Source organism: Marinobacter alexandrii (assembly GCA_039984955.1).
In the GTDB taxonomy this organism is placed as follows: Bacteria; Bacteroidota; Bacteroidia; order Cytophagales; family Cyclobacteriaceae; genus Ekhidna.
This window is the reverse complement of sequence record JBDWTN010000002.1, coordinates 1-21932: the sequence shown is the minus strand read 5'-3', so window position 1 is coordinate 21932 and position 21932 is coordinate 1. Positions and strand designations below refer to the sequence as shown.

Annotated in this window: 16 protein-coding genes; 7 read left to right on the top strand and 9 right to left on the bottom strand. The window is 36.9% G+C overall.

What is annotated here, in order from left to right; all coding sequences use genetic code 11:
• The 3 genes from ABJQ32_00385 to ABJQ32_00375 all read left to right on the top strand — a co-directional run bounded on the left by ABJQ32_00385 (position 1) and on the right by ABJQ32_00375 (position 6369).
• Positions 1–963, top strand: a complete 963-nt coding sequence (locus ABJQ32_00385) for a DUF4249 family protein (GenBank protein ID MEP5288069.1) — start codon at positions 1–3, stop codon at positions 961–963.
• 35 nt (positions 964–998) lie between these two features.
• A complete protein-coding gene (locus tag ABJQ32_00380) occupies positions 999–2984 on the top strand; it encodes a hypothetical protein (protein MEP5288068.1) in 1986 nt (661 codons plus the stop codon).
• A gap of 106 nt (positions 2985–3090) precedes the next feature.
• On the top strand, positions 3091–6369 hold the full coding sequence (locus ABJQ32_00375; protein MEP5288067.1) for a CHAT domain-containing protein: 3279 nt from the start codon (positions 3091–3093) through the stop codon (positions 6367–6369).
• Here the strand turns inward: ABJQ32_00375 and ABJQ32_00370 are convergent.
• Both ABJQ32_00370 and ABJQ32_00365 read right to left on the bottom strand, forming a co-directional pair.
• Complete coding sequence (locus ABJQ32_00370) at positions 6353–7084, bottom strand: hypothetical protein (protein MEP5288066.1); 732 nt, start codon at positions 7082–7084, stop codon at positions 6353–6355. The two genes, ABJQ32_00375 and ABJQ32_00370, sit on opposite strands and share 17 nt — an antisense overlap.
• A 4-nt stretch (positions 7085–7088) precedes the next feature.
• Complete coding sequence (locus ABJQ32_00365; GenBank protein MEP5288065.1) at positions 7089–7637, bottom strand: RNA polymerase sigma factor; 549 nt, start codon at positions 7635–7637, stop codon at positions 7089–7091.
• A gap of 146 nt (positions 7638–7783) precedes the next feature.
• Between ABJQ32_00365 and ABJQ32_00360 the strand changes: the two genes are divergently transcribed.
• On the top strand, positions 7784–8887 hold the full coding sequence (locus ABJQ32_00360; GenBank protein ID MEP5288064.1) for a NosD domain-containing protein: 1104 nt from the start codon (positions 7784–7786) through the stop codon (positions 8885–8887).
• Positions 8880–10892 (top strand): T9SS type A sorting domain-containing protein, encoded by a 2013-nt coding sequence (locus ABJQ32_00355; GenBank protein ID MEP5288063.1) that lies wholly within the window; start codon positions 8880–8882, stop codon positions 10890–10892. The genes ABJQ32_00360 and ABJQ32_00355 overlap by 8 nt, the downstream gene beginning before the upstream one ends.
• A gap of 91 nt (positions 10893–10983) precedes the next feature.
• Here the strand turns inward: ABJQ32_00355 and secG are convergent, their stop codons facing one another.
• From secG to miaB, 5 genes are read right to left on the bottom strand one after another with little or no spacing between them, the layout of a single operon-like run.
• Positions 10984–11361, bottom strand: coding sequence for a preprotein translocase subunit SecG (secG, locus tag ABJQ32_00350; protein MEP5288062.1), 378 nt, complete (start codon positions 11359–11361; stop codon positions 10984–10986).
• Complete coding sequence (locus ABJQ32_00345) at positions 11362–13071, bottom strand: hypothetical protein (protein ID MEP5288061.1); 1710 nt, start codon at positions 13069–13071, stop codon at positions 11362–11364. It lies immediately after the preceding gene.
• A gap of 39 nt (positions 13072–13110) precedes the next feature.
• On the bottom strand, positions 13111–13635 hold the full coding sequence (lptE, locus tag ABJQ32_00340) for an LPS assembly lipoprotein LptE (protein MEP5288060.1): 525 nt from the start codon (positions 13633–13635) through the stop codon (positions 13111–13113).
• Complete coding sequence (locus ABJQ32_00335) at positions 13616–14902, bottom strand: sigma-54 dependent transcriptional regulator (protein MEP5288059.1); 1287 nt, start codon at positions 14900–14902, stop codon at positions 13616–13618. The genes lptE and ABJQ32_00335 overlap by 20 nt, the downstream gene beginning before the upstream one ends.
• Positions 14899–16356 carry a tRNA (N6-isopentenyl adenosine(37)-C2)-methylthiotransferase MiaB gene (gene miaB / locus ABJQ32_00330; GenBank protein MEP5288058.1) on the bottom strand — a complete coding sequence of 486 codons (1458 nt, stop codon included), beginning with the start codon at positions 16354–16356 and terminating at the stop codon, positions 14899–14901. Before miaB ends, ABJQ32_00335 begins: the two co-directional genes overlap by 4 nt.
• 78 nt (positions 16357–16434) lie before the next feature.
• Between miaB and ABJQ32_00325 the strand changes: the two genes are divergently transcribed.
• The gene (locus ABJQ32_00325) at positions 16435–16956 is read left to right on the top strand and encodes a gamma carbonic anhydrase family protein (GenBank protein ID MEP5288057.1); all 522 of its coding nucleotides are present in this window, start codon (positions 16435–16437) and stop codon (positions 16954–16956) included.
• A complete protein-coding gene (locus ABJQ32_00320; GenBank protein ID MEP5288056.1) occupies positions 16953–17300 on the top strand; it encodes a phage holin family protein in 348 nt (115 codons plus the stop codon). Before ABJQ32_00325 ends, ABJQ32_00320 begins: the two co-directional genes overlap by 4 nt.
• Here ABJQ32_00320 and ABJQ32_00315 read toward each other — a convergent pair.
• Positions 17291–18217, bottom strand: a complete 927-nt coding sequence (locus tag ABJQ32_00315) for a type IX secretion system membrane protein PorP/SprF (protein MEP5288055.1) — start codon at positions 18215–18217, stop codon at positions 17291–17293. The genes ABJQ32_00320 and ABJQ32_00315 overlap by 10 nt on opposite strands.
• A gap of 12 nt (positions 18218–18229) precedes the next feature.
• A partial coding sequence (locus ABJQ32_00310; GenBank protein MEP5288054.1) for a gliding motility-associated C-terminal domain-containing protein occupies positions 18230–21932 on the bottom strand: 3703 nt, incomplete at its 5' end.

The following is a 21932-nucleotide window of genomic DNA, read 5'->3' as shown; positions in this document are numbered from 1 at the left end:
ATGAAAAATACGATTCCTTATTTTATCATTTTCATTGTCTTTATAGGATGTACAGAGCCTTTTGAGTTAGGCAAGCCGAAGGCGATACTTGACGTTGTAGATGGTAAAATATCTACGTTAGAAGGACAGTCTTACATAAGAATATTTCAGCAGGTTGATGATAGTGTTCAGATTCCAGTTCCAGATTTGACTATTTCCGTAATTTCAGATAAAGGAGATATTTCCCTTTTTCGCTATAAATCAGGGGTTTATATTCCGCAAGAATCTAATTTTAAAGGAGAAGTAGGGACTAGATATAAGATGGAAGCTTTCAATTCAGATATCATGATTGAATCTTCATTTGATTCAATACCTCAACCTATTCCATTGAGCATGGCACTAGTTGATACTTTCGCATCAATATTGACACCTTTAAACCTCATTCAAAAATTAGATGCGGTTGCAGCTATTGCCAAAATCCCCTCACAAACTGAAAGAAGGTACACTCGGTTAAGATTTGAGCTTACCTATTTAGATTTTTTTAGCTCAGAAATTGATACGACCTCATTTGACAAACAATATGCACTGTATTCATGTGAAAGTAATAATGGATGCAGTTCTGATACAACAAAAGTGCCTGTAGGACTGACCACTCAGCAAACGTGGCTATTTGTGAATGATAGTAATCCAGATTGTTTAAATAGAGAAGGAGAAGTAGACCTATCTAATGGATGCGTACCTACATGTTGCCGGCTTGAAGACGACTGGAATACTGAGTTTAAAGTTTACCTAGAGTCAATGTCATTCTCATCCTATGTATACTGGGAACAGATACAACAATTAACTAACAATAATGGATTGATATTCGATACATTCCCTTTTCCCATATCAGGTAATATTTCATGTATTGGGTGTCAAAATGAGGTTGTTGGTCTTTTTAGAACAGTTGCAGAAACTTCTGCTACAGAAAATAGAATTTTATGATACTTAGGTTTTTCCTTCCTCTAACCCTTACCCTGTTGAGCGTAACATTGTTAGCTCAAAATAGGAAAAATGAAATTCTCCAGAAGTTCAATGACTATAAGTATTATAATACTTATGAGTTTGCATATTTAAAACCGGATAAAAGAATTTTTTATAGTGGAGAAAGCCTCGAGTTTAACGCCTCGGTTCTGAATCAATATTTTTCGCACACTGATTTAAGTAAAATACTGCATGTGGATTTACTGCATGAAAGCAATAATGTATCTAAAAAATTTATTTTAAGGCTGAACTCAGGCTCTACAGAAGGCCTGATAAATATACCTCGCGATATACCTTCTGGTAATTATCAGATGGTTGCCTATACGGAATTTATGAGAAATCAAAATATCGAATATCTATCTCATAGAGTTCCTATATATATTCAAAATGTGTTAGAAGCTCCGTCTGGGAAGGTGGTGAGAAACATCAATCCAGAAGCAACTAGCAATGGTCTGATTGACAAAAATGATCAATATAGAATAGATATTGCTCGGGAGCCGAATCATTTGTCTTTAAAAATCAGTACCCTCGAAACGGGCAAATTCTATGTAGTTAGCGAGGGTTTAAAGTCAATACAATTTATTGCGGAACTTGATGCAGTTGGTAGTGTTAGTGGTTTTAATATCCCGAGAAGTCAATTAAAAGGGGGATTTCAAAGATTGATTTTGCTTGATTCTAATTTGGATGTCCGAGCTGTAAGATGTTTTTATTTGAAGAATAACCGTACTGAGGTAAGAAAGAAATATACAGCGAATAGCCTAGAATTAAACGTCCAAAACAATCTAATAAGTAAGATTGTACTAGATGAAAAGAAAAATGTTCTTGAGTTTGATTCAATTTCATTGTTCAAAAGGATCTATCGATTTTATTACAATCTTCCCTTTAATGAGGATATTGAGTACTTCAATTTTGAGGAACTTATTTCAGATAGTAAGTTGAAAGAATACTCAACGTACTCATATACAAAATGGCAAGAAATAGTGGGCTCGGTTAAGACAGATTCTAAAATCAAATATTATCCTGAAAAGAACATTCAATTGAATGGACGTGTTGAAGGAGATTCGGATCTCATCGAAGAATCTAATATTGCAATACATTTTTTTGAAAATGAGATTGATGTAACCCATAAATTAGATCTAGATGGGAGGTTTTCGTTAGATCTTATTCTCCCATCCGGGCAAGACAATTTTAAAATATCTATTCTGGATAATAGTGCTAGAGATATCTCAGAGAAGATGAAAATCATGTTCGATAGTGACAGTACCAATAACTTTTCGTATCTCTCCAGTGTAAGTTTTTATCCTAAGGAAGTGACTGATTCCATTCTCAATTCAAACATTGAGTTTAAATACATTTTATCTACTTTTTCTAATGCTGAAGTGCAAAGAGGATATTTCTGGGATAATATCAAATTTGATGAATCAATTAGGCTGTCGGATTACTTCAGAGGGATTGAGAATTTTGAGGAGTTCATCAAAGAGGCGGTAATGAATGTAAGCGTAGCAGAAAAGCAAGGAAGCAAAATATTAAAGATGTACAATTCAGGCGAAGGTACTTTTGATAAACCTCAATTAATTGTCGTGGATAACAAGGTCTTAAAAAATACCTCTCCTCTTTTTGACATACCTCTGGATTCTATTGAAAGCATAAAAACAGCTTACACGACTGAGACACTTAGGAGTATAGGTAAGACCTTCGTTAAAGGTATTATAGTCATCAGAACAAAAGAAGGTTCTTATGAAATTTCAGATGAAGATTTAGATGAAAATTTTGTATCATTTACAGGTTACAATTTTAATCTATCAACGAATGATGTTTCAGACAGGTTTGATTCATCAGGGATTTCTGATTTTATTTTCACTCCAAAAAAAGTTTATCAATTTGATGAATCATTAAAGGGTAAGAAAAGGAAATTAGTTATCGAAAGTTTGTCAAAAGAAGGAACCTATGATTTTTCATCGGAGGAAGTCAATAAGCAATAAGCTTATCTTTAGTTATCAGACAATTATTTTGACAATGAAGTCTCTTTGATAAGGGATTAAATATGTCTAGCTTCATTCGACCAAGTTAGTTCCAAACAGGGAAAACATGTCTTTACGGAGTTTACCTAAAATCTGGCTGTTTATACATTTACTGCCAGCACTCTCATTTGGTCAAGCAAATGATGCAAACCATCTTCTTACAAGAGGTGAAAAACATATTTATAATGGCTATTATGATAGTGCAATCAATGTACTTCAAAAAGCATTGGTTTCATTTAATATTGATTTGGATGTCGATGATATCATTACTACTTACTACGTGCTTGGAGATGGCTATCTAAACCTAGGAAAATGTGACAGTGCAGAGTATGTAATTAATCAAGGGTTAAGTTTGAGCGGTGACAGGCAGGCACTTCTTGCTGAAGGTTATTACATGAGAGCAAAATCTGTTTCCGGCTGTTCCAATAGGTGGGAGGAAGCAAAAAAAGACTTATTCAAATCCTTATTGATAAAAGAAGCTCTTTATGGAGCTGAGAGTATAGCCGTCTCCTTCGACTATAATTTGATGGGTTACATCTATCACTTTTCAGCAGAATATGACTCAGCGGAATATTATTTGGATAGAGCTTTGTCCATTCGGTCTGGTAATCCTGAAATTGATTCAGTAGAAATTTCAGCTACTTATTTCTATCTGGGAAAGGTTAATCAAAAAAAGGATCGTCTAAAACAAGCACTGGAATATAGCCTGTTAGCACTTGATATTAGGCAGAGACTTCTTCCGCTCAATCATCCAAGCACTTCAAACAGTCTTGATGATGTAGGTCGTATCTATAAAAGCTTTGGAAACAATGACAGAGCCCTTGATTATTATCAACATGGTTTGGAAATAAGAAAGAAAACATTGGGAGATGATCATGTCAATGTGGGAGCAAGTTACTATTCCATTGGAACGCTACATGGAAATATGTTTAACTATAGAAGAGCGATCCATTTTATAGAACAAGGTAACTTGATATTGAAAAATAAGTACGGAGAAAAAATTCCAGTATTGCATACCTACTATGCCTACCTAGGACAGATGTATCATAAAGTAGGAGAGTTAAAAAAGGCCCAAGAATTACTTAGTCTTTCTTTGAGTCTTTCAGAAAAATACCTTCCTGAAGACCATCTATACTTAGCAATTATTTACAACATTATTGGTCAATACCATTCAGATCGTAATGAATTGGATTTGCAGCAAACGTATCACCTAAAGGCACTAAATATCTACCGAGCTCGTGGAATAAGGACAGTTAATGAAGCAGATGTACTTTCGGAACTCGGTAAGGCAAGCCTAATGACAAAAGATTTTAGTCGAGCAAAAAAGTACTTTGATGAAAGCATATCTATCTACAAAGATCACTTTGGGGATAAAGGCAGTAAGATGGCAACATTGTATCAACATAAAGGGAATTTGAAGAGACAACAAGGAGATCTACTTGCTGCTCTGAATGATTATTGGATGTCTTTGGAGTCCCTTTCCTTTGACTCAATTGAAAAGGATGCAGTTTTTGATTTGAAATTACTCACGCATAAACAAAAGGCATTGACAAGTATTCATCGAATAGCAAATACATACAGAACACTTTATAATGAATCGAAAAATGTGGAGGACTTTAAAAGATCTCTCCAGTTTTTCGAAAAAGGCATATCACTAATAGATCTGATTGGATCTGAATATCAATTGGAAGATTCCAGGACACAATTGGCTAACGACACCAGAAGCTTTTTTAATGATGCAATTAATGCAACATATGAATTTTATGAATTAACTGGTGAAGATGAGTATAAGAACAATCTCTTTTACATCATTGAGAAAAGCAAATCACCAGTCTTATTATCAAGAATTCAGGAAACTGAAGCAAGACAATTTTCTGGGGTGCCAGATAGTTTGATTTCTAAAGAGATAGACTTTCGAGTTGAACTTTCCTATTATAAAGATCAGTTGCGAAATTTGAGAGCTACCAATAATGAAAATAAGGTCTCTTTCTACCAAAAAGAAGTATTTGAAACGCAAAATGCCTATGAGCGATTCAAGGAAGAATTGAAAAGTAAATTTTCAAATTATTACGCATATCGATATGCTAGTGACATCATTGACATATCGGAGTTAAGAAAATCACTTCCTCCTGAAACAATGATGCTTGAGTATTATCAAGGAGAGAGTGAGATATATGTCTTATCTATTAGCGATCAAGTTTTTGATATTCGTCAGATTAATATAAGTGATACACTAACCTTATCGATGTATGATTATCAAAAGAGTTTGACAGATAATGTTTTTATTGTTAATGAACCGAAAGTAGCCGATAGCTTATTGGTTACCTCAGCCTATAGATTGTGTCAAATACTTGTATCACCAAATGTGCAGAGTGCTCAGAACATTCAGAAGCTTTTGATTATTCCGGATGGAGATCTGAGTGAATTAAATTTTGGGACATTTCTTACAAAACCAGCGGAAAGCGGTAAAATAGCTTATGACCTTTTAACCTATTTACTATCTGAGTATTCCATTAGCTATGCCTATTCAGCTACCTTGAATTTTAGGAAAACAACTACTACGGCAAATTTAGGATTTGCCGGATTTGCCCCTTCCTATGAAGCTTCATTATATACTAGCATAGATTCTAGTCAGCACCCTATGACCTATGAACTGGTTAGGGAGGGAAGACTTCCATTGCCTGGAGCTATTGAGGAAGTTAGAAAAATCAGTATTTTTTTTGGTGGAAAAATTTGGATCAATGAAGAAGCTTCCGAAAGTAATTTCAAGAGTAATGCTGGAAAGTACAGTGTACTTCATCTTGCCATGCATAGTTTGTTGAATGGAGAAGAACCTGAATATTCAGAGCTGTTGTTTAATCATCAAAATGATAGCTTGAATGATGGCTACTTGACGATTGACGAAATCTACAACTTGGATTTGGATGCAGCTATGGTGGTGTTGAGTGCCTGTAGCAGCGGTGGCGGAGCTTTAGAAGTGGGAGAAGGGCCTATAAGCTTTACGAGAGCATTTAGCTATGCGGGGTGCCCTAGCGTAATTATGAGTATGTGGAAATTGCCAGATGCATCCACCAATCAAATCATGGTTGAATTTTATCATAATATCCGATCTGGAGATACCAAAGATGTAGCACTCAGAAAGGCTCAGTTGAAGTACCTTGAAAGTATGGATGACCCATTGTATCAGCACCCCTTCTTTTGGGGGAGTTTTGTGGCTTTGGGAGATACGGATCCTATTGCAAGTGCTAACAATTGGTCGGGTAAGCGAATGCTTTTCTATGCGATTGGTTTTCTCGTTATCCTAGGATTTGTTTTTAGAAAAAAATTCTTTACTCTCGGTCATTGATGAAGTTGAGTAGTTTTTGAGACTCTTTTTTCTTGTAGTGGCTAGGGAATTCAACTATAACAAGAAGAACTTTTTTTGCTTTATCCCATTCCCTTACTTTAAGATATGCTACAGATAAGTACCAGCGCGCTTGCTCTTCAAATCGACTATTGATCAATGATTCCCTTTCAAACTCTTTGATGGCTAATTGATACTCGCCTGAATAAAGAAAACTCAGACCCTTTAGAAAAACCTCTTTGGCAGTGTGGGGATTATTTAGTCTTTCAATGACTTCCTGATAGTTCTTACTGCGATAAGCAGAGAGCGTTTTGTCAAAGTGATTCGTATAATTACTATTTCGAAGAGTAGTAGATATTTTGTATTGATCACTTAAGTGATTGTTAAGTATTCCTTCTATGGATGGTTTTGAAAACTGGTATACAGCGAGACTCAATAGAACAAAAGCAGTAAGACTGGCTGCAATATGTAAAAGACCTAATTTCTTTTTTCTGACGTGTTTATTAATGACCTTTTGCCTTCTTGATAGAATTTCATCTAGGTAACTCTCAATCTCCTGATCGTTTTTGAAATGATTCTTCATTATCAAAATGCCCTTTGCGATCTCTCTGGCACTCTCATCAGTAGCAAGCAAATGCCTTAGTTCATTCATTGTTTGCGAATCAAGGATGCCATCTAGATAGTCCTCGATCAATTCATAGTTGTAAATGGTTTTCATTTCACTACTCATTTAATTCCTTAAACACATCCTTTAATTTCGCTCTCGCGATAGATTTTCGATTAGCTACTGTTTTTTCAGTAGTATCAATAATATCTGCAATTTCCTGATTGTCATACCCTTGTTGATGAAGTTGCCATATTTTATAATCCTTTTCATCGAGAGCAGACCGAATAAGTTTATCCATGTTTTCCATAGAAAAGCTCATTTCCACATCAGGGAGCCGTTCCAGCTCCATAGGATAGTTATCATTTAAGAGCTTTCTCCTTCTCTCGTTTTTACTTAAGTAAGTGAGACATTCATTCTTAGCCACATGAAACATCCATCCTTCAAAATTTTCAATTTCACTGACCTTTTCATATTGTAACAGTTTGATTAGCACATCGGAAGCTATATTCTCTGCCTGTTCAAGACTGCCAACTTTACCTATGCAATAGGCTGTTAAGCTCTTATGATAGGTGGAGTAGAGCTTTCCAAAAACAGACTTATCTCCTGCGACAAATCTTTGCCACAGAGACTCTTCGTCATCATACTTCTTAGCTGATATGTACATAGGTGCTATATGTATGACTTATTAAACAGGCCAAATTCCCGATTTCTAAAAATTTCTTGAAAAATGACAAACTAATCCGGGAAAAATATAAAAGCCATGAGTCTAAAGGTAAACGAAACTGGTTGATCACCTTAAAAACAAAACTTATGAAAAAAATAACTATGATATGCGCAGGTATTATTTGTGCATTTTTATCCACAGCCCAAACCACTCGGATTGCTAATAATAATCCAGGAGCAACAGGAGGAACCAATGTTTATACTGGCACTGATGCATTGCAGGATGCCATAGATGCTGCTGTTTCTGGAGATATCATTCATGTGGTACCAAGTGCTGAGGATTACAATGACGGAATGATAGATGGTAAGTCATTAACCATTATTGGTATAGGGCTAGACCCAACTAGTGATATTGGATTGAGATCACTAGTTGATGAAATAAGACTGGATAATACGGGCGCTTCAGGGTCTAGAATTTCAGGGTTACATGTAAGTAGAGTAAGCATGGCTATAAGCACGACATTTGCACATACTGTTTCTAATGTCTTAATTGAAAATTGCCTGATTGATCGTATTCATGGAGCTGGTTTTGCAGTTGGTTCACCCAACTCGATCTCTGGTATTATCATAAGAAACTGTATAATAAATTCTTCTAATAGTACGGGTGATGCACAAGGGTTCGAATTGTATAATTCCTCGGGTGTAGTTATTGAAAATAATATCATCAAAGGAAGGTGCTGTGTAGCAGGTTCAGTTCAGGGAGTGGGGATGACAATTCAGCATAATCTGTTTTTTAATGGATCTAACGGTATTTCATTTCATAACATAGATGATTGTATCGTTAGAAATAATATTTTCTTGAATTCTACGCCAGGAATTGGAACCGGCCAGACAGGCAATACTTTTACCAACAACCTAAGCTATAATACAACCAACGATGTTTTTCTAGATGGAGTTGATGGAAATACAGCATCTGGCAACCTCGAAGGGGTAAATCCAATGCTGACGGACGTGCCTCAATCAACAAGCGACTGGAATTTCAGCAATGACATTACTCCTATAACAGGATCACCAGTATTGGGAGCAGCGACTGATGGAACAGATATTGGACCTACGGGAGGAGCCGTTCCATTTAACATTGAAGGTTCCTTCCTTCCTTTGATTGAATCACTAAGTGTACCTACTGTAGTGTCGCAAGGTGTTGATCTTCAGGTCACTATCAAAGCGAGAGGAAATATCACTAATGACTAGTCGATACATGATTAAGGCCATAAGGCTTAGGATTGGATTTTGGCTCTTACTGATTGCATTTTCAATTACAGCATATAGCCAAGCATCCATTTTTGCGATGGAGTACTATATTGACTCTGATCCTGGAGTCGGGAATGGAGTGTCAATCCCTATTACTCAAGGTGTCAATCAAGATGTTGATATAAACATTAATACAGGTTCTTTATCTGTAGGATTTCATGAGTTAATGGTGAGAGCCAGGTACTCCGATGGAACCTGGGGTATCCAAGAGACACGAGTTTTTTATGTGAGTGCTACTTCTATTGCATCATCTACCAATTTGACAGAGTTAGAATACTTTTTTGATGTGGATCCTGGATTTGGAAACGGAACTTCTATGACATTAAGCCCTAGTCAAAATATTGATATGGAAGCTCTAATCACCACATCTTCACTCTCTTCAGGTTTTCACGTTTTACACATGAGGGTGAAGGATAGCGATGGTACTTGGGGTATACAAGAATCACGAGTTTTTTATGTGAGTGCAACTTCTATAGCGTCATCTACCAATTTAACAGAATTGGAATACTTTTTTGACATGGATCCTGGGTTTGGAAATGGAACCTCTATAGCAATAAGTCCTAGTCAAAGTATTGATATGGAAGCTTTAATCACTACATCTTCGCTCCCCTCAGGTTTTCACGTTTTGCATGTGAGAGTGAAGGATAGTGAAGGAGCTTGGAGTATGCATAACTCACAAGCGTTCTATGTGGATGCTTTGACAGCTAGAGGAGTTAATGCTAATCTTGCAGGGATTGAATATTTTATAGATACTGATCCTGGCGTAAGTTCTGCGTCTGAGATAGCAATCGATCCTGCTGTGTTTAGCATAGATCAAGAAGTTATGCTACCGACAAGTTCACTTCCCAATGGAAGTTATTCCGTTGGTATGAGAGTATTTAATGTTGATGGAAGTTATAGTTTGACTGAGACTGCTAATTTTGACATTTGTTCAGGAGCTACCGTTGATTTTTCTGCCTCAGTAGTATGTGCAGGAACTGCTACTGATTTTACGGATTTATCTACCGATACTATGACGGGAGATACCTATTCTTGGGATTTTGATAATGATGGGAATGAAGATGATAATACAGTAGGTAATACTTCATTTACATATGCTTCAGCGGGGATATACACAGCCACTCTGAGTATAGATCGTGGTGGGTGTGAAGTGTCAAAAGAATTGACAGTTGAAGTAGAAAGTATTCCTGATGTGAATGCAGGTAGTGATCAAAACATCACTTCGGATAATGCCACTCTAGCTGCTTCTGCTGTGCAGGTGGGAGAGACAGGAACCTGGTCTATTGTTTCTGGTACGGGTATATTAACTGACGCGAATAATCCTGTTACAACTATATCGGATCTTTCAATAGGGGAGACAATTTTGAGATGGACTGTAGTGAATGATATAGCTTCTTGTTCAGAGTTTGATGAGCTTACCATCATCAGAAATAGCAATCTTTCAGTAGGGACAGATATTCTGAGTTTTACTTTGCCAGAACAGTCTAGTCCTACAGAAATTGATGCCATAGAGCATACAGTCTTTTTACTTGCTGAATTGGGAACAGATGTGACTTCTTTGACTCCTGTAATTACGATCTCTGACGGGGCTAGTATTTCGCCTAATGGGACTCGAAATTTCGCTTCATCAGTAATCTACACTGTAACGGCTGAAGACGGCATAGCTACTCAAGATTGGTTAGTAACTATACAGGAAAGACCTCTAGGCTCTTCATACCAAAATGAAATAGAGGTGTATCCCAATCCAGCATCAGACGAACTATTCATAAAAGGTCTGAGAAGTAAGTTGAATATAACCTTTCACGATATGATTGGTAGAAATTTTGATTTAAGAATAAAGGATGGAAGGGTTTCATTAATGGAACTTCCCCCTGGAATATTCTGGATTGTGATTAAAGATGATGAATCAACTGTGAAGCGAATGAAAATCATCAAAAAAGAATAAACCTGAACCCTAGTCAATTACTGGAAATGACAAACTAAGGAAGCATTAGCTATGGCTATTGTGAATGGGCGACTCAATGGAGTCGCCTTTTTTAATTTTCTGTACTATCTGTAGTAGTAGAACTTTCTGTAAGGTCTTCTAAACCAGATGAGTTTGTAGCATCTGTTGGTTGAATAGCAGGAGGAACAATAGAGTTTTGAGCGTTATCTATGTTCGGGCTAGACAAAACATCTTGATTCACCTCCGGTTGAACAAAATTAGAGGCTACCGATAGGACAAGAAGCGTTATCGCAAAGCCCCATGTAAGCTTTTCAAGCAAATCACCTGTCTTTTTTACACCCATGAGTTGAGTAGTTCCTGATCCTCCAAATTGACTTGAAAGACCACCACCTTTAGGGTTTTGTGCCAAAACAACAAGAATCAACAACACAGCTATGATGACAATAAGGGTTACTACTATACCGTACATTTATCCAATTTTTGAAATTAAGTCCGCAAAGTAAGATTTTTTTTCTGGATATTTCAAGCTTAATGCATCATAGATTTCGATGGCACGTTTTTTATTACCCTGATGCAAATAGATTTCTGCTAAATATTCAGATGCTAGATGAGGATCCCAAACCGAACTATCCTCCGCTAAATCCTGTGGAGTAAAATCTTCTTTACGTTGATATTTAATAGAAGGAGACTCTTTGATGAACTTATCTATGATGTCCTGCTGCGATTTTGGGCCAGCTTTATCGTCATCATTTTTCTCCTCTTTATTTTTTGGTGCTTTTGATTTATTTGAAGTTTTGGCCTTAGATGCTTTGCTAGTTGAATCTTTCTTTGTGGAAGTTTTTTTTGTTACAGTTTTCTTAGCGGTACTCTTTTTAGTAACCGGTTTACTAGTAGTTGTTTTAGAGACAGGCTTCTTTTCAGACTTCTTGACTTTTTCCGGCTCTGGTTTCTTTCTGTCTTTTTTTGCTACAGGTTTTGCTTTAGAGATATCTGGTACTTTCGTAGCTGAACTTATTTCTTTCTTTGGCTTGACTTCTTCTGCTTTCTTGTCTTCATCTAATAATTTTGATGAATCAACTTCTTTTGATGGTGTTAAATAACTTCTACTAGAAGATCGGGAAAAGCGAGGTTCTCGTATGACTCGTTCTGCTCGTTCACTATCTTTCTCATCTTTTGGAGAATCTTCTTTAGCAGGAGGATCTTTTTTAGGCGTACTAGTAGAGGGTGAGTCGCTTTCAAGCGTTTCAGCAGGTTCTTCTGTCTTTTTGCTTTCTTCAAGAGGTTTAACCACCTCTTCCACTTTCTCAACGATTACATCCTCTACTTCATTAGCTTCTCTATCTTCCTTAGCTACTTCCTCTTTAGCTTTTTTAGCTGCTTCTAAAACTTGTTCCGTTATTTCTTGAGAAGTTTTTTTCTCTTCTACAATTTCCTCCGATTCTGGAACTTTTTCTTTTGTAGTTTCTAATTCAAAGCTAGGTTTAGCGGAAGCTTTTTCTAATGCTGCAGAAACCGCATCGTCTTCCTCAATTTTTTGTTGTACTTCTGCAAACTTCTCTCTTGAAGATTTCAGATTATTCATATCCCTCTGAAGTTCTTCAAGAATAGAGTCTAGTTCACCACTGGGTAGTTCAGGGATTTCAGGTGTAGGTTTGACTTTAGATTCAGTAGGTAAACTTGCGAGCGTCTTTTCAGTAGTTTTTTTGGTTGAAGGAGGTGTGATTGAAACTTTCTTTCGAGTTTCAACAGGAGCTTCTTTTTCGATTTTAGAAACTGGTTCAATCTTTTCTACTTTTTCAGAGGTTGCAGAGGATAGTGGTTTTTTAGTAGTTGTTTCTTTTGATTGAGGTATTCTACTTTTTGTCTCTTGCTTTTCAGTTGATATTTCCTTAACTCCAACCGATGTATTTTCTTCTTCTGGTTTTGCAGGCTCGTGAAGAAAGAAAAGATTACCGTTGAGATACTTCTTTAATAGTATTCTATCTGTTGAATAAATAGCTGCAGAGGCAACAAATTTTTTAGTTTTAGGATGTTGTTGTTCTTTACTTGCTTTTGCGAGCAAAAGTCGTGCACTCAGAAAGTATGGATTATCATCCACAATCTTCTCCAATTCAGCTAATTGATTGGGAGAAAGCTGCTCTGGATCTCTTAGATAAGTGATTAACTCAGTTTTATTCACAAGTGTAGATGACGGTGTTTAAGCTAAAATTAAGCAAAATCACCAATTTGCAACTGATGCGTTGAATATATCTAAAACTATTTGGTCGAATATCTCTTCTACAAAAGCTTCTTCATTAGCTGGCAAATTGATTGAATTATCAAAGTCTCTAAAAAAAGAAAAGGTTCTGTCAAAGTCGAAAGTAGGATCATTTACATTCACATAAGACGCAGAAATTGTTATAGTAATACGAGATAAGGCAGAAAAATCAGCTTGTCCTTGGCTGCCAGCTGTTGCAGCTACAGGAGTTATGGTATAATTAGAGATAAATCCATCAATCTGTAAATCTCCATTAACATCCGTCAGTTCAAGGCTCGTATTTTGTTGAAAATAATCTTTGATATTTTCAGTAAATAATGCGCTCATAGTTGAGGGTCCAAGAGGAGCATTATTATAAAAAGTTTGAATTGATATTGTTTTCACATCAGGAGAGATAGATGCACCGGTAAAAGAATAGACACCACATCCGCTACTTAATCCAGCGCTCAAGAGTAAAAAGAAAAGGCTAAAGGTCTTCAAGTTCATATTGCTTTATCTTTCTATACAAAGTTCGTTCCGAAATCCCAAGATCCTCAGCGGCATATTTTCTTTTGTTCTTATTTTTTCGAAGAGCTCTAATAATCAGTTCTTTTTCCTTTTTTTCCAATGATAATGAGTCTTCATATTCCATCTCATGAGTAATATCTTCCACTTCAGAATCATATTCATCTTGATTTGATGCGATTACTAATGTTGGCTCACTCGGTTCCTCGATATCTGTCTCTTGCTTGTATTCATCCAGTCGGTTATGAGATGAATCAATATTTTGAAAGAGCGTTTTATGATCTTCTAGAATTTCTTTGTCATCATCATTTCCATCCAACATCTTAAAAACTAACTTCTTTAATTCGGCCATATCCGATTTCATATCGAATAGAACTTTATAAAGAATGTCTCTTTCACTAAAACTATCTTTATCGCTTTCTTTTTCAACTAATGCAGGGAGATTGCTCCCAGTTCTAGGTAAGTAAGACTGAAGTTGCTCTAGCGAAATTCCACGCTCAACACTCAATACACTGATTTGCTCCACTAGATTTTTCAATTGTCTAATATTACCAGGGAAACGATGTGCTTTTAAATAGGCCTTAGCTTCTTCAGAAAGCTTGATAGGCTCAGTTTTATAATTTTCTGAAAAATCATAAGCGAATTTTTTGAAAAGCAGTACTACGTCTTCTTCACGCTCCCGTAATGCAGGTACATATATAGGCACGGTACTTAAGCGGTAATAGAGATCTTCTCTGAACTTCCCTTTATGGACTGCTTCCAAAAGATTGACATTGGTAGCAGCAATGACTCTAACATCCGTTTTCTGGACTTTTGAGGAACCAACTTTTATAAATTCTCCGTTTTCTAGTACACGTAACAGCCTTGCTTGGGTATTTTGTGGCATCTCACCAATCTCATCAAGAAAGATTGTGCCACTGTCAGTTACTTCGAAATATCCTTTTCGATCTCCCGTAGCGCCAGTGAAAGCACCTTTTTCATGACCGAAAAGCTCTGAATCAATAGTTCCTTCAGGAATAGCTCCGCAATTTATGGCGATAAATTGTCCATGCTTCCTATGAGATAAGCTATGAATTATCTTAGAAAAAGATTCTTTCCCGGCTCCACTTTCGCCGGTAATGAGAACACTCATATCAGTAGGAGCTACTTGCATAGCAACGCGAATAGCATTGTTCAGTTTGGTAGCATTACCAACAATTTCAAAACGCTGTTTTATTGCCTGAACTTCGGAATCTATTTTAAAATTCATACTAATTCTCCAAATAATGTAGCGGGAGTACAGTCTATAATTTTAACGGTTGCAAGGCTACCTTTAGGTAAGTCTGCTTCAAAAATAACAACCTTATTTGCAGAATTTCGACCCTGCATTTTCTCATTTGAACGTTTACTTTTTCCTTCGATAAGAACTTCAAATTCTTTCCCAATATCCAATTGGTTTCTTTCTAAGGAAACCTCTTGTTGCTTATCTATTATCTCTTGCAGTCTTCTTTTTTTGACTTCAAGCGGTACATCATCTTCAAACTTTTTTGCCGCTAGGGTTCCGGGTCTTTCAGAGTAGAAGTACATATATGAGAAATCAAATTTCACATAGTCCATCAAAGTGAGCGTGTCTTGATGTTCTTCTTCCGTTTCGGAGCAAAAACCTGCAATCATATCTGAGCTTATACCACATTCTGTACCTAATATGCTCCGTATAGCATCCACTCTGTTGATATACCAATGACGATCATACGTTCTGTTCATTAACTCCAGAATGCGCGAGTTTCCGCTTTGGGCCGGTAGATGTATATAATTACAAATATTTTTATACTTCTTAATGGTGTGTAGCACTTCATCAGTAATGTCTTTTGGATGAGATGTCGAAAATCGAACTCTTAAATCAGGACTTACTTTGGCGACCATTTCCATTAGGTTGGCAAAATTGACAATCTCCTTTGAATCATTTTTTTTGTCTAACCTAGCCTTGTTGTTTTCTTCAGGAGACCATTTGTAGGAATCTACATTCTGTCCTAAAAGAGAAACTTCCCGGTAACCTTTATCGAATAAATCTTGAGCTTCTTTTACAATTGAATGAGGATCTCTACTTCTCTCTCTACCACGTGTGAACGGAACCACACAAAATGAACACATATTATCACACCCACGCATGATTGATATAAGAGCTGATACCCCGTTTGAATTTAACCTTACAGGAGAAATGTCTGCATAAGTCTCTTCTTTGGATAGGAATGTATTAATTCCTTTTTCGCCATTCTCTGCTTGCTTTACTAATTTTGGTAAATCTCTGTAAGCATCAGGTCCTAAAACTAAGTCTACAATTTTTTCTTCTTCTAGAAGCTGGGATTTAAGTCGCTCGGCCATACATCCTAATACCCCAACTGTAACGTTCCTATTTTTTTTCTTAACGGCATTGAAAAATTCAAGTCTCTTACGAACTGTCTGCTCTGCTTTGTCACGTATTGAGCAGGTGTTTATAAGTATGACATCTGCATGTTCGGGTGAGGAAGTGGTACCAAAACCCTCATCTTTTAGAATAGAAGTTACAATTTCACTGTCTGAGAAGTTCATTTGACAACCATAACTTTCAATGTATAGCTTTCTTTTTGTAACTATGTTATCATCTTCAGTTGTCTTAAAATCGCATGATTCAGCCTGCTTCTGTTCTTCTTCCAGTAAATCTATATCTGCTATCAATCCTTGCATGACGCAAAGATATGAATGGAAATGACATTTTGTCAGCACTTTAACTATTGATTTTATTAATAGCTTTAAAAGAAAAAAATGGCTCATATTCAGGAAGTGAGGGGGTATGCCCCAATTATCGGTAAGGATTGCTGGCTGGCGCCAAATAGTACTTTAGTTGGAGAAGTTGAATTAGGAGAGGGGTGTACTGTCTGGTTTGGTGCTGTGGTAAGAGGGGACGTCAATTTCATCAAAGTGGGAAATAATTCCAATATTCAAGACAATGTGACGATACATGGGACTTATGAAAAATCAGGAACTACAATCGGAAATAGTGTTTCTATTGGCCATAATGCTGTAATCCATGGATGTACCATTGAGGATAATGTCCTCATTGGAATTGGAGCAATAATTTTGGACAATGTAATAATTAAATCTGGATCTATCATAGGAGCTGGAACCGTGGTTCTGGCAGGTACTGTAGTAGATGAGAATTCAGTCTACGGTGGCATCCCGGGAAAGAAACTTAAAACGATGGATGAGGAAAATAAAGAAATGCTGAGTAGAATTGCAGGGAACTATTCTATGTATGCAAGCTGGTTTAAAAATCAAGAATCATGAATATTTTTGTTAAAATACTTTTATCGTCAATAGCAGTAATCATAGCATCATATTTACTTCCAGGAGTTTATGTAGAAGATTTTATTACAGCGATCATCATAGCTGTACTTATTTCCTTACTAAATGTGACGATAAAGCCACTATTGATTATCCTCACAATCCCAATTACAGTTCTTACATTGGGACTTTTTCTTCTTGTAATCAACGGACTAATTATCTTGCTGGCAGGGTCTATTGTTCCTGGTTTTGTAGTAGATAGCTTTTGGTGGGCCCTTATTTTTAGTTTGGTGCTTTCGCTAGTTAATTCGCTACTTGCTGATTTGAGTAAAGATGGTCAGAAGTAAACGGGACATTGCGGGTCTTTCTTATAGTTTCTGAGCTTGACTCTATAGTTAAGCAAAATCTCGTGTGTTCCTCTAGACTGATTGTTTAATGCATTGACGTTAGCATCGTATGCATATCCTACTCTAAAATTCTCATTCAAGATTAATTGAGTTAAGAACACCAGTGCATCACCACTTCTGTAAGAAACTCCAGCATACGCTATTCCATCAAATATTATTGTAGCATTCAAATCCCAGCCTACTCTGCTTTGTTCTTGATACCTAATTAATGCCGAAGGGCTAAATTTTACATTTTGATTAATATCTAATATGATACCTCCAGTCGCATAATAATACCTACTTTCCTTACCCTCAGACGTTGTTCCATCGGCTTGGACTTGATAAAGACTATTCTCAAGAATAAATGGTACCGAAATACCCGCGTACATTTTTGGATTTGCAAAATAAATTCCGGTTCCAAAATTAGGTGTAAATCGAGATGGGGTACCTATAAGAAGTTGATCATCTTCATTAAGTATATTTAATTGAGAAAAATCAGATCTACGATTATCGAAACCTCCTGATAAACCCATGGCAAGTATACCAGCACCAGTTTTTATTTTATATGCACCACTTAGGTAAAGTGCAGTTTCTGAATGCACTCCAATGACATCTTTTGATGCTTGAAACCCCAAGCCAATCTGATTGCCATAAAATGAACTATGTGCTGATAGTATATTAGATACAGGGGCACCTTCGACATTAATCCACTGCTTCCTGTGTAAAAAACTGGCACTCAAAACATTCAAACTACCAGCATAGGCCGGGTTTAATGCTAATCCATTGAACATATAAGTAGACATTACTGGTCTTTGTTGAGCAAATGCTAAACAACAAACAGTAGTCAATAGAAAGAAGGATATGATCGCTTTTTTCATCTTTTCTTAAAATTACCTAACTAATTCTACAAAACCTTGAACTGGCTCTTCGCCATTTCCTAATTCTACAATGTAGAAGTAGGTGCCTGGTGGCAATTTCAATCCACCATTTCCAACATTACTAAATCCTTCGAATCTTGTTGAAGTATTGTCATACCCATCACTTTCGTAGATTCTTTGTCCTGCTCGATTGAAGATTTTAACATTGTTATTCGGGAAATAATCAATACAATCGATTAAGAAGAAATCATTCTTGCCATCTGAATTTGCAGAAACTCCATTATAGATAGTAAGAGAGGTCTCAATTGAGAATGATGACTCATAAGTACATCCATTTTCAGCAGTAAAGGTTACAGTATAATTTCCTGGATATGCATCAATTAGTCTTGATTCATTTCCTACGACTGTTCCACTTTCATCTCTCCATTCATACTCTGTTGCAAGATTAAATTCCGCAAAGCGAATGATAGCAGTACCTGTAAATTGATTAGTTGCTCCATCTTCTGTTCGTAGACATACTGAATTATTAAACTCAACTTCAAATTCTGGATCTATCACTTCATAGCCTATCTCCACTGGAGTAAATCCTGATGTACAACCTGTTGATAAGTTAGTAGCTCTTACCAGATAGGTAGTCGTATCTAGATTAAACACCTCAGATCCGGTAGCATATGGATTAGACATATCCAATGGATCGAACCATTCAAACAGGAAGTTATTAGTTACTCCATCCACGTTAGCTAATGCACTACCATTAGCAAAAGAACAATTGTTCCTGCCATTGTTTACGAGTACAAAAGGATCATTTGGTTGAACTGATTCATCTAGTATGTCGAATATTTCTGTTGTTGTACACCCTGTAACCGCGTCGGTAAGCACTAATCTATAAGCGCCAGCGTCAAGGTCATTTATAGTATTAGCATTGCCAATAAGAGCTCCTAAAGGATCAAACCATTGAATAGAAATAGATCTTAAAGAGTCAGAACCTCTCAATACAACTTCAGCATAACCATCCTTGGTATCAAAACATACAGTCACATTTTGAGTAATCAAATCATAATTAAGTGCATTTGTATTGTTTTGATCCAGCACTGAAATATTGTCAACTGACTGGCAGAAACGGTCACTTTTTTCAACAACAAGTACAGTGTAATCTCCAGAAGGTAAACCTTCTTGGCTATTTCCTGTAAAGTCAGCAATAGTAGAATCAGGAGCGCTTACGATTCCGTTATACCAATAGAAGTCATAATTCTGATTTTGTCCAAAAATCACTGAAGCGGTAACTGACCCATCAGGTGCTAAACAACTCTTATTATCCTCTTTAGATAGTCTTAAAGGATAATCAGTACGCTCTTCATCTGGCAGTGTTACAGTTTCTACAACGGAACAACCTGTACCAGTATTCGTCACTTCAAAAGTATATGTGCCAGCAGGTAATCCTGATACCGTAGCTGTTGTTTCACCAGTAAGAGTGCCAAAAGAACCAATATCTGCATCATCTAAGGTGTTTGCTGTACCTGTTCCAAAATACCATTGAACTGTGTAGTCAGGAGCTGATGGTATTATTTCATCAAATACTATAGTCAATGGATCGTCTATTAAAATGGTCATCGTTCCATTAGGATTAGCAGGATCGCAATTTGTTTGTTGTGTAGATTCAACATTTGCTACCTCAGGGAATGATGAGTCATCACCAACTTCCACTTGGAATATTGGTGTAGTACAATTAATTACCGTATTAGTCCCGACGATAAAGTAAGTAGTACCTCCTGATGCCTGATTAAATACTGCTCCATCAGTTGGTACAGTAAATACTGGAGTCGCTCCAGCATTATTTGGATTTTCATCATAAAACGCAAATGAATAGTCCGCAAGATTATCAGGGTTGTTACTTCTTTCAACAGCTGTAACATCTATAATTCCATTTGCAGGAGTACAATTTGTTGCATTTGTAACATCAACAGAGATAATCTCTACTTCGATTGGCACATTTGGTACAGTGATTTGAGCAGTACTTGTACATCCCGAAGATGCTTGAGATACTTCGACGCTATATAGACCAGCCGCCAATCCAGAGATTGTACCTTCATCAAAACCTACAGGAACTGATCCGTTGGCTAATGGGACTCCAGTAAGAAGAACTGCAGAACCACCTATATCAGCTGCTGCACCAAAATACCATTGGAAAGTGTAATCAGGGTTCGTATGATCCTGACCATCAGCAAGAGCTGAAAGTGTACCATTTGGAGTACTTCCAGGTGCACAAGTAGAATCCGCTGCATCTATCGTAATAAGTATTTCAGGGAAGAATGGATTATCCGCAATGGTAAAGTCCACATTTGCTGAAGGACACCCACTGTCATTATTTGTAGCTACAGCATAAAAGTCTCCAGCTGCTAAACCTGTGATCTCATATGGCGAAGTACTAACAGTCCCTTGAGAAACATTTCCAGGATCGGTAAACACCTCAAGGGTAAAGTCACCGGCATCCATGGCAGCTTCGTCAAAGGTTATTCCATCTTGGATGATTTCAAGTAAGACAAAAGATCCATTGTCAAAGCAGAATGTTTTGTTATTCACTTCTGAATTTGTAATAGAAGGGAACACTGGTTCATTTGGAACGGAATAAGTTCTGGTAATGAAGCAGCTTGTATTCGTATTAGTTACGGTTACTGTATAATCCCCAGCAGGAACACCAGCTAGAACTGCTTCATTTTCTGTTACACCGAATTCAGTGTTCACATCATTACCTGAGGCAACATCTATCCATAAGAATGTTAAGAAGGCTTGATTTGTATGATCATAGATTCCATCTACCAGCACTTCTAATCCTCCAACACTATTAGGGCCACCACAATTTTCATCAGGTTTAACAGAAACTAATGTAACAACTGGATTTCTTACGGAATCCTTCACATTGATTATTGCAGTAGCTGCCAAACATCCTGTTGTCGTGTTTTCAGCTGTGATGAAGTAATCATTAGCTGCTAGATCCGTGTAAGAAATAGAAGTTGCAGCAATGTTCGTATAAGGAGATCCTACCAATTCGCCAACACCTACAGCTCCAGTAAATATGCGTATTTCGAAATCTGTTAAGTCACTAGAGGAAACATCCACATCATTAATGATTAATGTTCCGCTATTACCAACACATAATGTATCAGGCTCTGTTCTAGCTTGGATTGCGACAACATCAATCGTTGGTATATTATCCATAGATCCGACATTAAATGCGGCTGTTGCAGTACAGCCCTCATTGCCAGTTACTGGAGTATCTCCAAGATCTTTTGTTACAACTACGCTGTAATCACCCGTAGCTAAATCAGAGAGTATAGTTGATGTAGCATTGATAGTAGCAGATCCTCTAGTGCCTCCATCAACAGGGTATATTTCATTTGCAGCAAGAACAGCTCCTCTATACCATGTAATTGTGTAATCTGCTGAGGTAGCCGCAACACCTTCATCAACAATCGATATGGAGATTTCACCATCTCCAACATTACCTGTATTATCGCAGAAGGTATCCTCAATAATACTCGTTGCAAGATTGATTATTGGATTGACGGTTTCATCTTCGATGATGAATTCGATAAAGTCAGCAGCAGGTTGCGTACAACCCGTACCATTCGCAGCGGCTGTATTAGTGATTTGTAGGTAGTAAGTATCTGGCGCAAGTCCAGCTACTTCACTAGCTCCTGCGTCACCGTTATTAAAT